This window comes from Providencia sp. PROV061 (assembly GCF_011045655.1).
In the GTDB taxonomy this organism is placed as follows: domain Bacteria; phylum Pseudomonadota; class Gammaproteobacteria; order Enterobacterales; family Enterobacteriaceae; genus Providencia; species Providencia hangzhouensis.
This window is the reverse complement of record NZ_CP042861.1, coordinates 2,455,335-2,470,507: the sequence shown is the minus strand read 5'-3', so window position 1 is coordinate 2,470,507 and position 15,173 is coordinate 2,455,335. Positions and strand designations below refer to the sequence as shown.

General features: G+C 34.6%; 8 protein-coding genes. 4 read left to right on the top strand and 4 right to left on the bottom strand.

Going from position 1 to position 15,173, the window contains the following annotated elements:
- Window positions 1-319: 319 nt before the first annotated feature.
- Complete coding sequence (locus FVA72_RS11160) at window positions 320-1,471, top strand: MFS transporter (protein WP_110591711.1); 1,152 nt, start codon at window positions 320-322, stop codon at window positions 1,469-1,471.
- Between the two features lie 48 nt (window positions 1,472-1,519).
- Here FVA72_RS11160 and ydeE read toward each other — a convergent pair whose 3' ends face one another.
- Window positions 1,520-2,710 carry an efflux MFS transporter YdeE gene (gene ydeE / locus FVA72_RS11155; RefSeq protein WP_110591712.1) on the bottom strand — a complete coding sequence of 397 codons (1,191 nt, stop codon included), beginning with the start codon at window positions 2,708-2,710 and terminating at the stop codon, window positions 1,520-1,522.
- Window positions 2,711-3,012: 302 nt separating this feature from the next.
- Window positions 3,013-4,170 (bottom strand): iron-containing alcohol dehydrogenase, encoded by a 1,158-nt coding sequence (locus tag FVA72_RS11150; RefSeq protein ID WP_110591713.1) that lies wholly within the window; start codon window positions 4,168-4,170, stop codon window positions 3,013-3,015.
- Window positions 4,171-4,420: 250 nt separating this feature from the next.
- Between FVA72_RS11150 and FVA72_RS11145 the strand changes: the two genes are divergently transcribed.
- Together FVA72_RS11145 and FVA72_RS11140 are read left to right on the top strand one after the other, a co-directional pair.
- Window positions 4,421-11,731 carry a C80 family cysteine peptidase gene (locus FVA72_RS11145; protein WP_137019020.1) on the top strand — a complete coding sequence of 2,437 codons (7,311 nt, stop codon included), beginning with the start codon at window positions 4,421-4,423 and terminating at the stop codon, window positions 11,729-11,731.
- Between the two features lie 191 nt (window positions 11,732-11,922).
- Window positions 11,923-12,807 (top strand): DUF362 domain-containing protein, encoded by an 885-nt coding sequence (locus tag FVA72_RS11140; protein WP_110591715.1) that lies wholly within the window; start codon window positions 11,923-11,925, stop codon window positions 12,805-12,807.
- Between the two features lie 40 nt (window positions 12,808-12,847).
- Here the strand turns inward: FVA72_RS11140 and FVA72_RS11135 are convergent, their stop codons facing one another.
- Window positions 12,848-13,729: an alpha/beta fold hydrolase gene (locus tag FVA72_RS11135; RefSeq protein ID WP_110592588.1), complete on the bottom strand. Its 882-nt coding sequence runs from the start codon at window positions 13,727-13,729 to the stop codon at window positions 12,848-12,850.
- A gap of 238 nt (window positions 13,730-13,967) precedes the next feature.
- On the opposite strand from FVA72_RS11135, the gene FVA72_RS11130 reads away from it, so the two are divergent.
- Window positions 13,968-14,504 (top strand): metallophosphoesterase family protein, encoded by a 537-nt coding sequence (locus FVA72_RS11130; protein ID WP_110591716.1) that lies wholly within the window; start codon window positions 13,968-13,970, stop codon window positions 14,502-14,504.
- On the opposite strand, the gene FVA72_RS11125 is transcribed toward FVA72_RS11130, so the two are convergent.
- Window positions 14,501-15,130 carry a helix-turn-helix transcriptional regulator gene (locus FVA72_RS11125; protein ID WP_094960571.1) on the bottom strand — a complete coding sequence of 210 codons (630 nt, stop codon included), beginning with the start codon at window positions 15,128-15,130 and terminating at the stop codon, window positions 14,501-14,503. The genes FVA72_RS11130 and FVA72_RS11125 overlap by 4 nt on opposite strands.
- Window positions 15,131-15,173 lie beyond the last annotated feature (43 nt).

Genomic DNA, 15,173 nt, shown 5'->3' with positions numbered 1-15,173 from the left:
TAAATGCATAGGAACAAGGAAATCAGATAGTAATTATTTTTGCTAAATTTAAGAAGATGGAATATTTGTTAATATATATTTAACTTTGCAGGAATCTCTTGAATTTAATTAAAGTTTAAGATTTAATAGACCTCTATTCGCTCTTATCTTTCAGTTTGTTACCTTAATTAATCATCTCAATACTTCCAGTATTTAAACGTTACTTACAACTAGCTACTCACTGCCAAAAAACTCCCCTAATTTTTTTTAAATAAAACCATATCGATACCAATCATAAGCACTGATTGGATAATGCAATATATATCAAAACGAGAAAACTATGACTTCTACTCATTACTTACTGCTTTTGTCGGCAGTAGCGGTATACCTTGTTGGTACCGCAGAATTTATGTTATCGGCTATTTTATCGCCGTTAGCAACGGTATTTCATGTTCAACCTGACCAAATTACGTGGTTGGTATCGGCTTATGCGTTGGCCTATACCTTAGCAGCTCCTATTATTGGTTTTTTATCAGATAGAATTGATAGACGAAAAATTGTGCTTATGGCTCTTTTGCTATTATCACTCGATAGTTTAGTCATTATTTTTTCACCTAATCTATTGACTGCACTTGTTTTAAGGGGCTTCGGAGGATTGGCTTCTGCTGCACTTGTTCCCGTTATCTTCGCACTTATTGCTGATGTAATTAGTGAAAGTAAACAAGCTACAGCAATGGGGAGTATTATGGTGGGAATGACTGTCGGTATTATTACGGGGCCAATCATTGCAGGGATATTAGTCCAGTATTTTGCTTGGTACGCCCCTTTTATTTATACCGCGATAGGGTGCTTAGTCGTATTCATTATAGGGCTATTTACACTGCCGCACTCTCAAAAAACTGTCGGAAAAAAATTATCTTTTAAAGTGATTAAACATGTAGGTATTACCAGACTCATATTAGCGAAAGGTTTATGGAATGGGGTATCAGTTTGTATATTCTTGCTTGCAGGTGAAATATTAAGGCAACGATCCCACTTAGAAAGTGCGGAGGTTGGTAGCTTAATGGGATTATTTGGGATGGGATTATTATTTGGTAATGGCTTAGTTGCAAAAATTGAAAAAATTAAAGTATCAAATAATACAAAACTCGTGGTCATTATTTTAATAATCATAGTAACGATTATCTTATTTCTTAGTGGATGGCTTTCGTTAATTGGTCATGGATTATGCTTAACTGTTATTGGTGGGATGTTAGGATTGGCCTCTCCGATAAGCACCGCAATGTTAGCAAGGCAAAGTGCAGAGAATAAAGGTTTTGTCTTATCTATATCCGAGAGTGTTAACAACTTGATTTTATTATCTGCATTACCAATATTTTCTTTACTCATTTCGAAAAATCATCTTAAGGTTTCTATAATCATGACTATTGTATTATTGAGTTCAGCTATTTGTTTAGTTTTACCGATAAGACAGAGAATAAAAAGGCAGTAGATTGGTCATTTTTCTCCACCTGAAATGTTTTTCAGTGGAGAAAAAATGCTATTGGGTAACTAATAATTGTTTTTTTCTTAGACGCATTCCATTTAGCATTGATAGCCAGGCTAAAAATGTAATAAACATAAGAATAATGAAAATAAAATAGGGGGGAAGTTCAGTTAATACAACTCCTGTTAACATCGGATTAAATGCACCGCCAAGTAGCCCTAAAGATTGAGCCGAAAAATAACTGGCCTTCATTCCGTCTGGAGCAATACTATCAATTAACATGTATTCGCCAGGGGCGTAGATTAACTCACCTAAAGTGAAAATAAAGGCGCCAAGAGCCCATAGGTATAAGTTTTCATGGGCATACATAAAGGTTGCCAACCCTAAAATAAAAAATAGACTACCTAATGTCATCAATTTTCTTAAGTTATCTGGAGTGATATGTTTGCCGACTGTATATTGTAACGTCACTACGACAATAGCATTTACGGGCAAAATAACACCGATAACCACTTGGGCAAAATCACTGTTAGCAACGGTGATGGCATATTGGGATATCCAAGTGGTAAAAGTTCCAAAAACTAATGAACCTAAGAAAGTTGATAAAATAAACCATGCCAGCACTTGGTCTCGTAGCATAGAGACAGGGTTCCATTTGCGGGTCTGGCCTTCTTCTAATGGTATCGGTTTTATGCTCTGTACAAACCGTTGTATAAAAAAGATTGGAAAAGCGGCTGAAATTGCAGCTAAATAGAATGGTAAGTTAATACTATACATTAATAACCAGGTGCCAATGGGAGGACCAATAGTCCAGCCTATATTAATGAAGGTATAATTTAAGGAAAATATTTTTGCTTTTAATGCAACCGTAAGGGTATCTGCAAAATAGGCTTTTAGTACCGTTGAGAATACGGAATAAGAGCAATTTATTAACGAAAAGAAAATAATGACTAAAATAGCATTATTCACGATAGGTATCGCAATAAACCCACAAATAAAGGCGATAACTGCGAATAGCATACAGCGTTTTTTATCAACGCGGTCTGCTAGCATACCAAAGCCCATACTAAATAAAACACCAACCACCATAGCCATTGACATTGCAACACCGACAATATCAATAGCCATTTCATATTCACGGGTTAGGTAAATAGCCATGAAGGGCAATGTTGCACCACGCCCAATCGTTAAGAGCAGAGACGATGCAAGTAATGCACTGTTTGATATATTAAATCTAGATAACATGGCTCACAACCTAACTTATTAATTGTTGTTATATATTTGTTTCGGACTATCTGTAAGCTATAAAATACCTAAATTTACAGTGGTGAGATATGGTGATTAATGCTCAAAATTGAAAACAATATTTTGCTGATGCTAATGTGCCATTCTCAATTAAAAATCTGGCAATATGAAATACAATCTAGCCAATTAAACGTTATATGCTGTTGTAATAACCGATAAATTTAAATGACTTATAAGGAAAAGGGCTTTCGGTGATAAAAAAGAAAAAGGTGCAAGTTTGCACCTTTTCGAGTGGGAGGAAATTATAAAGCGGCCGTATATACGCGGCGGCTAACCTCTAAGTTAATATCTTGGTGCTCACCTAATTTCACCATATTGTGTGCAGCTAAGCTATTAACTAATGGTTCAATAACCTCTTGGGTCAATTGGTAGTCACTAAAACGAGTACCTACTTGCATTTTTTCAAAGAACTCTCGAGTTAACTCAATGGCATTTAATGCTTTCTCTTGGTCAGAACCTGACGTAATTCCCCAAACTCGTTCTGCATATTGCACTAATTTGGCCTGTTTTTGGGCTGATTTTTCCGTCAGCATGGATGGTAGAACAATAGCGAGTGTTTGTGCATGATCCAAACCATACAGCACAGTGATTTCATGGCCTAACATGTGAGTAGACCAGTCTTGTGGTACCCCAACACCAATTAAACCATTTAAAGCCAAGGTGGCTGTCCACATTAAATTGGCTCTAATATCATAATCTTTTGGAGTCTCAAGCGCTTTAGGTCCAATCTCTATTAATGTTTTCAATAAGCCTTCTGCGAATGCATCTTGTACGTAAGCATTCACTGGGTAAGTCAAATATTGTTCAATAACATGAACGAAAGCGTCAACAACACCATTACTTATTTGGCGAGTCGGTAAAGTATAGGTTTTTACTGGGTCAAGAATAGAGAATTGAGGAAATACATGGTCGCTCATAAAAGCAAGTTTAGAATGCAGTTCTTCACGAGTAATTACAGAGCCCTTGTTCATTTCGGAACCAGTAGCAGGTAATGTTAACACTGTACCGAAGGGCAGCGCAGTTTTTATAGTCGAGCCTCTATTTGTGACCACCTCCCATTTATCGCCTGGGTAATTTACCGCGGCTGCGATAAATTTAACACCATCAATGACGGAGCCACCACCCACCGCCAGCAAGAAATCGAAACCTTCTTTTTCAATTTTATCGACAGCTTTTATCAATGTTTCATAGCGAGGATTGGCCTCAATTCCACCAAAATGATCGAATGTTCGAGATCCTAAAGCTTGCTCAACTTCATTTAAGGTTCCTGTTTTTCTTGCACTTTCACCGCCAAATAAAATAAGAACCTTAGCATTTTTAGGGACAACTCGGTCAAGTTCACTGATTTTACCTTCACCAAACATGATACGAGTGGGGTTATAAAATTCGAAATTGTTCATATATGGCCTTCGTAGAAAGTAGAAATGAATCCAAATAATTACATGCATATAATATAATTACAAGTAAACATAATATAATCTTAAAATGATTGTGTATCATATCGATTTGATGGTTTATATTTTAATAGTGAAATTATCTTGAGCGTTGTTAATTGTAGTTAATCTTAATTGTTTTTTTATATATTTTACTGATGTGGCAATCTTGTTAAGTTGAAGGTGGGCTTTAATTTGACATGGAAATAAAATTCAGATGATAAATGTAAATGATAAGAAAACTAATGATAAAATAATTAATAAAGATGATGATTTGATACTTTTAACGGAACACATAGATGGCAGTCCATTAGTAGGGGAGCAGTCTTCCGAACTTAAAAATATATCTAATTGGTTTAATCCTATAGATGAATTCACAAGGCTTACAATTTTTCATCATTTAATGAGTCGGCCTACAAGTGACTCGACATATAATTATCATGTTTTAATCCAAATAGGAGGTGATGACACAGCAGCTAAATCAACGGGGAGATTATTAGCAAAATTTCCTAGTAATTCGCTTGTTATACAGTTTGATATTAAAAATGAACAGTGGAAAGTACTACATGGTGATTTACAAACTCAAGTTAACGGGAAAATACGTTGGGCGGTGATTGGCCATGGTCAATATACTGGACGTAACCAGCAAAGTCACTTTGAAGGATACCAAGCTTACCAAGTTATTTTAGGGTTGAAGTATCTTAAAAAGCATGTGCTGAAAGCATATCCACCCAATAAGATTGTTTTGGCAGGCTGCCAATTAGGGCGTGGGGGCGTAAATGAAAACTTTGTGTTTAGGGCAAGTGTAGAATTAGCTAAACATGGAATATACTTTCCAGTTGTGGGTTATAATCGAATAATCAGTATTACGCAAAACAGTAATAAAATAACTTGGCCATATGGTTTAACGAGAGAAATGCAATCAACTGAAAATTGGCGGTTAGAAATTAATATTAACCAAACTAATCAACAAGCTTATATTAATGGAAAGCATGCCAGTTTATATTTTATCGATGAGCTAAGAAGTGGTGAGCTAGAAGTTTTTCAATTAATAAAAGATGACCATTCTACTGCTATGGATATTTTTAGGGATCCAAATAATGAGTATAAAATCGACATTGATTTAATTAAAAAAGTAGCTTTTAATCATGATGCATACGCTATTTTTAAACAGAAGTTAAATGCGAAAGATACTCAATTTAATAGTGATTTTAGAAGTGAACTAATTCGTGAATATGAAAATGTTGGAATATTAGAAACACCATTATGGTTAATGATTAATAAAAACGATGTCAATGCTAATCCACAGAAATTTAATGATACTGTCAAAATTATTATTCGTTCAGGGAGAGGCACTATAGGCAAAAAATATGCAGAAGAACTAGTAAAATATTCCCCCGATAATACATTAGTGTTTCAGGTAAACCCGAATTCGATGGAATTTTTTTCAGAGTATGGAGATATAGAATATTTACTAAAAGCATCTAAACAACAGTGGATATTAATAGATAATCTTCATTCTGAACCTGGTTTTATTCAAAACTATGCTAACTCATTGAATGTATTAAAAACAAGATATGCTTTTAAAATGCCAGAAAATATTATTCTATATTTAACCGATAAAAAGGCACTTTTGACAAAAGAAGAAAAGGTGATTTTTGGCGAGGAGTTGACGAGTAAGCTAAAAACAAATGGGATATATACTAAAATTTTTTTAGAAAATAATTTTGAACCAAGACATAAAATAAAAGCATTACTTGAAGATATTAGTATAGGTAATTTACTAGCAGAGCATATTGATATTAATAAACACCTTTATTTAAAAGGGTATTTTACATTTCAAGATGGAAGTGTCGATAAGAACAAATTAAATATTGCAGCATATGACCCCATTACCAGTAAAAATATTAATAAAATTTGTGACGCTGAGAATGAAAATGATTTCTCTCATATGTGGAATTCAATATTTATTGATGATGACACCACTAGGATTAAACAACAAGCTATTGAAGTAAAAAATATTTTAGAGTTTTTGAGCCTCCAACCTGAAAAAATAAATTACTTAGATAAGCAGTCTATAAACCGTTTGAGTGAGCTATTCCCTAGTGGGCAAGGCTTTAATCATGCAGAAGTTTTAAAACTAGTCCAAGATCCAATAAAATTAAGAGAATATAATCAATATATTGATGATTTATTAATGCTCTATATAGATATTGAAACCCCATTTGGAAACGAAAAGTCATTAAAAAAAGAATTTAGATTAATTTTAGATTTACATGAAAAACTAAAATCTAATTATTCAGCATTATCTCAGCTATCATATAAAGAGGGGTTCGATGTTGCAGTAAATAAATTTCCAGTTGAAATGCATTCATTTGAGAATATCTACCTTTTACACTTTTTGCAGCATAGCAATTTAACGGACGAACAAAGTTTGCAATTTAAGGAAAAACTTGAAGTTCTAACCAAGCTAACACGGAAAAAAGAATTAAGTAATATTACCAGTAAAGAGCAGGAAGTGCTCAATAAATTTGATGAAATATATCAATCTAATTTTGATTTATTAGGGGCTGTTTCTAATGAAATAGATGAACAATCTCACATATTATTATTTGAAAATATAGAAAGTAATCAGATTATCACTTTTAAAAGTGATAAGGAAATATATACAATTATAAGCTATTCATGTAATGATAAGTATTTTTTAACTTTATCTGATACGACAGGTGTCGAACTTGTTATTAGCCATTCAGAATTTAATCAGGCAAAGAAACACTTATCTAATGTTTTTAATGATTATATTAACCAAGAAATAACGCAAGAGGATGGCTCAGTATCAACCAGAGGAAATATTGCGGGATTTAAGCACAAAGTGGGTGAAGCCTTGTTTGGTGAAGTGCAAATCATAAATACAGAGAGTGAAGCATACCTCAGGATGCGGCAAAGCATAATGAGTGAGCTAGATATTTTTTTTAAGTCATCAGCAATATCAGTGATTGATGATACGGAAGTTACTTTTGGTGGGCAGGTAACATCATTAAATAAACTTAGAGATATTGGGGCAACAATAAATGGTGAGCCACTAGATTTTAAACATATTCAGGTACCTAATTGGGAGGGGGATGTTAAATTTAACCCTGATAAATTAGCGTTCCAACTAACCTTTTTAACTGAGGATCTAAAAGATACTAATCTCATTAAAATGCTTAATAAGAGTTTGCAAAATGACCAAATAACACGACGCATTGATGTTAACTCAGAGATCCAACCACGGGCAGTACTACATGAACAATTGCAAATTATTCAGGGATCACAACTTGATAGTCAAGCTGGTATAGATAAAACGGTGGGGGATTTACGGCGCATTGGTATTAAATTACCAGCCTATGCCAAAATAGCTAATTATTTTGGACAAGGAGTTGGTTCTACAGGGATATTTCTAACAATCAACTCTGTTTACCAGTTGATCGATGAATTAGATAATCCGAATCTATCAGAACAAGAAAGACGAGAAATACAGAAAAACCTTGATTTGGCCTGTGCAAATGCATTTTTTAATTATGGGGACATGGTCTTGCAGCCCATTTTACTTAAGCTGGCTTACAAACAAGCCGGGTCATTTAATGTATCATCAAAAATTACAGCTCGTATTACAATTATATTTAATTTAATTGGAATGGGGTTAGATATTTATCAAGCTTGTGAAGCATTTGAACAACTAGACAGGGTTACAAATGATAAAGAGCGCCAAGACTTAATTGTGAATGGTTCTTTGTCAATTGCTAACATTATTGTGGGGGGGGTAACCATGATCGGTATAATCATTGGTTCATCGGCAATACCTGTCATTGGTTTAATTGTTGCTGGTTCCTTATTAATTGGAGGGATGGTATATACAGGTATTCGCGCAGTAGAAAAAATTGAAGAGGAACTCGGTGAATCTCTAGGCTGGGATGAAAAAGCCAGAGAAGGTATTCGTGCTGCACTTGGTTTTCCTCCATCAGACAATATATTAAATCGATTTAGTTATAAACAGCATTTAGCATACTTCAAAAATATAAATTGGCAGCAAGACTTAGATACGTTCAAGTCGTCATTTTTATATCAAGGTTTTGATGAACACTTACAATTGGTTGGTAAACCGATCCTTGTTGAACATATCAAACATTATATTTATTATAGAAATAACTCAAAAATAATTAGTAGTGCAGAGTTTGCTGATGTGGATAACCGTGGACCTCTTAGTCATATTGATAGTGATGAAATAGGGCCTTACTATACCATCGAGCAAATTAATTTTATTCGGGAAAATTATCATTATGACTCTCAAGATAATCGTTGGGTAAAAAGCTTTCAAACACAGAGGGTCAATGAACTGAATTTTAATTATCGTTTTAGACTAGTGAATAAAACGGCTCCTATCGCTTATAAAAATATTGGCGAGGAGGTTGCCAATGACATTATTGTACTTAATCCTGAGTATGATAGCTTATTACTAAAACAATTTTTACATAAAAACGAACTAATTACTTTTTATAACATAAAGAAAAAACAGTCGGTTGCTACACAACTAAGTTCATTATCAGCATCAGAGCTACGGCTATTCCAGGCCAGAAATAATTATACCAATACGATTCACCCTGATATAAATAATGATATCAGAGTGAATAGACTAGGGAATGAATTTTTAAACCAGCCTATTGATATTGCAAGAGAATTATTAAGTGAGAAGCCTAGGGTTATTTATGAAGGCATGCAAAATATTGGTTACCGATATGAAAATGAAGCAAAGCAAAAAAACATTAGTTTTAACCCAGGGAATGGAACAGATATTATCGTTGGGAAAAAAAATTCAAAAAATTTATTTAACATCAATGCAGGGAGTAAATTTCTCGTAGGCGGCGAAAAATATGATATTATAAACTTATCATTATTATTTGATAATAACATTGAAGAAAGTAACGAAATTTATTTTGATGGCAATGGGGGGGATAATAGTATAATCATTAAAGACATTCCATCCAACAGTAAAATAGATATCGATTTGAACAATATAACGTCAGAGGTGACCTTCATTAATCATAAAGTTAAGAAGATTCATTTACGCAATGTTAATGATGTGATGCTAATTGGAGATAGCTCTACGATAGCAGAATTATTAGGTAATAAAGAATCCAACACATTAGATGTAGGGGCAATGACTGCATTTATTCAAGGTATGGAGGGGGATGATCAATTAATATTTGAATCAGGGATAGTCAATGGTGGAGAAGGTAATGATAGTTATTTTCTACGTCGTGTTGATTGGCACAATAATCAAGATGAATTAAATGATAATTTATTAGAATTATCAGCTGTAATTATTGAAAATACACAAGGCCAAAGCCGAGTAAATTTAGGGTATATGTTAAGCGAAATAAAGGATGCCAGTATTTCTGGTAATGATCTCATATTAAATATTGAAATAAAATCGGCAGAGTCAGAAACGAAAATTTTAACACTGAATGTTACTTTAAAAAACACGTATAAAATAGATAATAATGGTAGGGAAATATTTCATAGATATCAATTATATACAAAGGACGGATTTGTATTAAATACTAAGCTAAACCATTTGGATTCAAGTGCTTCACACATTATAAGTGAAAATATTTTTAATATTACTTATCAGGGAGGCGCTAGCTCTACAATAAGTATCGATGAGAGTGAAAAAACAATTTCAGTTGATAATAAAATATATGGTCAACCTTTATGGGGAGATTTTAAATTTCATGGTTTAGCGAGTAAGTTAGAATATAAAGGAAAGAGTAATGATGACCACCTTTTAATGGTCAGTAGAAACAGTCATATTATGGTTACTAAAGGAAGAGATGTTTATCAAGTTAACCCAGATCAGATTTTTCAAGGTAAAATAATTTTTGATTTTTCAAATATTAAACCAGAAATGGAAGATGAGTTTGATATGACCATTTTATTACCTTATGAGAATGGGTTTGATATCAAGACATTGGGAACATCAATGTTTTTATATGATAAATTCAGTAATGAAAAAATTGAAATTAGCTTCATTAATTTATCATATCCAATAAGTAAAGAAATTTATATTAAAGACGGCCATGCGAATTTGTTTAGGATAAAAATGGGACAGGATTCTCATAACATTGAACCAATTGAGTGTTTGGAATTACCCACAGAAAATGATGATTACATAAAAATTCCTAAGGGATATAATTTTCGTTATCCTATTCTAGATGCAAATAATGGTGATGACTTAATTGAAGACAACAGTATGATAGGAAATATCATAAATTCAGGGGAAGGTAATGATATTATTATTACAAATGGAGGAGGGAATGTTTTGTATGGAGGTAACGGTGATGATTATGTATATGGTGGTGAAAATAGTGATTTAATTCTATCTGACTTGGGTAATGACAAACTTGATGGACAAGGAGGGGATGACCACTATTTAATTGATGGAAGTAAAGGGGGCGGTAATACAGAAATATTAGATCAAGTTGGATTTAATAATATTCATTTATTTAATTTTAAAACACAGTATGAAGTCATAGACGAACGGGAAGATACTTATCATCTTTACACATCGCAATCTAATTTGCGTACAGTCAAAGTAAAAATGCCCCAAAATAACAATAATCAAGTTCATCATCATCAGCGGTTACCCTCCCATATGCCCGCCCATATTCATAATGATGGTATGGCACATCTAGTTCGCTACCTTGCTGAACAGCGTCAATATAAAAAAGAATTAGCGCCAGAACAGATTTGGCATCCTATGGATGAGTTTAAACGTTTTTCTAACGAGTTAAGCTTTTCATCAATTCTTGATACAAAGACAAAAAATATACATATTAGTGAAAATACACCATTTAGGCGCTTATTTATTCGGACAAGAGGGCCAGAGCAAAAAGTTTGGGATAAAAGCGGGATTGGGCGGGTATTTAAAGCGCAAGCGGTAATTGGAGCCATTTCAATTCCAGATGGTATTTACGGAAATAATGTTCTTTATGCATCAACAAGTGATACCAATTTATATGGTGGTGAAGGGAATGATGTCTTCATCTCTAATGGTTCAAATGGGTTGTTAACAGACGCTAGCGGGAAAAATAGTTTTATTATCAATGGGGAAATTGTAGGCTGGAATTCGTTGTATAGCCTTGGCGGTGAAAACACGGTTTACCTTATTAATTTTAATAAGGACGTTATTCGAGAAGAGCCTGATCACCGAAGTAATGCAACTCGATATATTTATACTTCAGACCAGGGACGTAGCGTGAAAATATTTCAGTATCCGAATACAATAGCTCCTACTGTAGTTCATGTGCAGTCTTTAGAGGGACAAAATGAGCATTCCACGCAACAAAAATTGGATCATTTAGTGGAAACGTTAGCGACGCTACGTCTACAAGATGAAGAAAACTGTATTGGTATTCAGGATATTGAACATTTACAGCTGAATTGGGAGCCCGCCAATCTTATTGATAATTATATGAAAAAAGCGAGTTAGAGAGAAGGCGCAAATCACAAGGCTCCAAAATACAGTGAGTTTTGTGGTTTTTAAGTAATTATTTAGCCCAAATCATCTTTATCTACAGAGCGTTGTACTAAAATAGTGTAAAAATTAATGCTAGAATTTAACTATTAAATATAACAATTTTTAAATAAGTTATTTTTGTTGTAACGGGAGAGTGTAGAGCAATGAGACGTTTTATTAGTTTAGATCTGCCTCCTGAACCCATAATTAACGGTCAGTGCGTAAGAAAACGCCTGAAAAATAGCATCTGTGATAATTGTGCCACCAGTTGTCCTGTGGGGGCGGTATCGTTTAGCCATATGGATGCAGAAATTAATAATGAATTATGTTTTCAATGTGGTAATTGTTTATTTGCTTGCCCTGTCGATGCCATCGAAAATATCAAACCCCATGAACGTAGTTATCAAGGGGAATTTTTGATAGTAAACCATGATGAGCCGATTGCTAATGCGGACGAACTGATTGTTTGGCACCGGCAATATGGCATTCGTGGTATGCAAATCGCTGAACCCTGGGTTGATAAATGGTTGCCAACGATTGCGGCATTAAATTTAAAACTCAAAACATTACAAGAACCTATTTGGCAATTACGTATTGTTCAGCCTGAACAAGTCGATAGCGGTCGTCGGATGATGCTATTTCGTCAAAAATTGGATTCAAAGCCGTTAGATAAGGGGCAGGTGAAAACAGGATTAAATGCAAGAAAACAATTTTACCCTGAAGATAGCTGGTTTAAGGTCGAACTAGACACGGAAAAATGCATTCTTTGTGGCGCTTGTGCCAAGATGTGTGATGAGCATGCGATAGAAATTGAAAATAACCAATTTTTGATAGATGAAAAACGTTGTACTGGTTGTATGAGTTGCCAAGTTGTTTGTTTTCCTAAATCTATTCATGTACAAAGCTATACAGCTAAAAATAACGTGCCGAAAATCTTCCATTATTATGATGCGCAGTGTAATACCTGCCATTTACCTTTTTCTTCTTGGGAAGAAAATACCCATACTTGCCCAATTTGTGCACAGCATAAGAAACAAGGTTGGTTATAAGGGTAACTAAGGCTCACTTTTAGAGCCTTTGTTCGCTAATCTATTGGTTTAAATGATTAATTATCAATTTAGCGATTAGCGGATTAATCATCGGTGGCGTTTCATGGCCCATACCGTCAATAATCTCCAATTTTGCATTAGGAATATTTTCAGCAATATCTTTTCCAGCAGCTAAAGGAAAGAGCGGATCAATTGAACCATGAATAACCAATGTTGGTACGTTGATTTTCTGAATGTAAGGTCGCAGATCTCCGGTGACGGCAACTGCAACAATTTGGCGTTTAGTTCCTTCTGGTGAATGATTGCGTGCGAGTGATTGCAGTATATATTCACGGTAATAACTTTCATCAAATGGGCCAAACGTTGAGCTGATCCGGCGATAAAACGCAAGCTGTCCTGATAAATACCCTTCTAAATCTTCTTTTGGGTTAGCACTTGGGCTCATCAGCATTTGCATAACATCGGGAGCGCTTTGTGGCAGTGCTGGGTTCCCTGTTGATGACATGATCGCGCAAAGAGAGAGTGTACGCTCAGGAAACTTTGCAGCCACTATTTGTGCTATCATTCCGCCCATGGAACGACCGATAACGTGGGCTTTATCGATAGATAATGAATCCAAGAGGTGGATAATATCCTCAGCCATATCGAATAAAGTATAAGGAATAGCGAAAGGTTCACCTTTTTGCATTTTTTCAATCAATACCCCTAAATCAATAGGTGGGAACTCATTGATATGATGAGATAAACCCGCATCTCGATTATCTATACGTAACAGGTAAAAACCGGCATCTGCAATTTCCTGACAAAAGTCTGACGTCCAACTAATGTTATGGCCACCTAAGCCAGGGATCAGAACAATGGTGGGATTATCTGGTGTACCAAATGAATCATAAAAAAGTGGAACTGAATTGGTTTTGGTCATTTTTCTTCCGGTATCTTCATTAATAGTGCTATTTATATGCTGTAGTTTCGTTGCAATTACGAGCCATAAAAATTGGCAATGATTACCTATGATATAATTGAAATATACCATGGCAATGCAATATAAGTCTGTTTTTCAGTCAATTCTGTAAAGCAATTAAAAATCATTGAGATATGATAGCTAGCAAGCAAATCGTTTGCTTGAGTAGAATAATTATTAATATATTTTTAGGTTTTATATGATTTACTTTATTTCAGATACCCATTTTTGCCATTCGAACATTATTAACCTATGTGATCGCCCGTTTAAAAGCACTAGTCACATGAATGATACATTAGTTCATAACTGGAATACGTATGTTACTGATCATGATGAGATTTATATACTCGGTGATTTTTTATACAAGGGTAACGGTGCGGATGCCAATAAAATATTACGCCGTTTAGCAGGGAAAAAATATTTGATCCGCGGCAATCATGATAAATTTTTAGACGACCCTGAATTCGATCAATCATTGTTTGAATGGGTTAAAAGCTATTATGAGTTGGAATATCAAAAACAAAAATTAGTGTTATTCCATTACCCAATACTAGAGTGGCAAGGTTTCTTCCGTGATGCGATTCATTTATATGGACATGTTCATAATTCAGGTAAAGACCCCGAGCAGTTTAAGCGTTTAGCGGTATTAGGGCCCCGAGCCATTAATGTTGGCGTGGATGTGAATGATTTTTTCCCTATCAGCATTAAACAGATATTAAAAAAAGCCAATCGTTAACTTTCTTTTTTGGCATACAAATAAACTGAAGCCCTTGATATCCCTAAGTGCTGTGCCACTGTTTCCATGGATTTTTTCACATCTAACAGGCCTTCATTGCGGAGCACTTCAATTAAGTTTTTTCTTTCATCCGCTTTCAATGTGCGTGGGGTTGCGGCTAAGGCTGCTGCGTATTGGTCAATACGTATGCGAATCGCTTCGGTCCCATTAGGCTCAATATGCTCTTTTATTGGGCTATTTCCTACATCAATAAATTGAGATAACAGACTTTGCATACTTCTAAATAACGTCATATCCAGATTTAAGCACAATGCTGCGATATATTTCCCTGACTCGTCTTTAATACCAATCGAAGTACTTTTTACTGGACGCCCATCGGAAAATTGGTTGGTATAATTGGCTATGATGTTCGGAAAATCTGCAGATTCAATTCTTGCATGGCCGAGTTCGGTAGTCGGCTCACCAACTTGGCGACCAGATAAGTTATTGTGAATCGACAGGATTGAATGCTCTGGATTTTTAAGGTCGTGTACAACAACTTCACAAAAAGGGGCGAATGTTTCACTAAGACCTTTTGCAATAATTTCAACTTGAGCCAGTAATGAATTATTTTTTTGATCTGACATGCAATTTCCCTTCATCTATCAAGCGTTAATCCCTAATTTTAAC

What these genes read in the sequence shown, in the direction of transcription:
- FVA72_RS11160 (WP_110591711.1), top strand. Translation starts at nt 320, where the DNA reads ATGACTTCTACTCATTACTTACTGCTTTTGTCGGCAGTAGCGGTATAC.
- ydeE (WP_110591712.1), bottom strand. Translation starts at nt 2,710, where the DNA reads ATGTTATCTAGATTTAATATATCAAACAGTGCATTACTTGCATCGTCT.
- FVA72_RS11150 (WP_110591713.1), bottom strand. Translation starts at nt 4,170, where the DNA reads ATGAACAATTTCGAATTTTATAACCCCACTCGTATCATGTTTGGTGAA.
- FVA72_RS11145 (WP_137019020.1), top strand. Translation starts at nt 4,421, where the DNA reads ATGATAAATGTAAATGATAAGAAAACTAATGATAAAATAATTAATAAA.
- FVA72_RS11140 (WP_110591715.1), top strand. Translation starts at nt 11,923, where the DNA reads ATGAGACGTTTTATTAGTTTAGATCTGCCTCCTGAACCCATAATTAAC.
- FVA72_RS11135 (WP_110592588.1), bottom strand. Translation starts at nt 13,729, where the DNA reads ATGACCAAAACCAATTCAGTTCCACTTTTTTATGATTCATTTGGTACA.
- FVA72_RS11130 (WP_110591716.1), top strand. Translation starts at nt 13,968, where the DNA reads ATGATTTACTTTATTTCAGATACCCATTTTTGCCATTCGAACATTATT.
- FVA72_RS11125 (WP_094960571.1), bottom strand. Translation starts at nt 15,130, where the DNA reads ATGTCAGATCAAAAAAATAATTCATTACTGGCTCAAGTTGAAATTATT.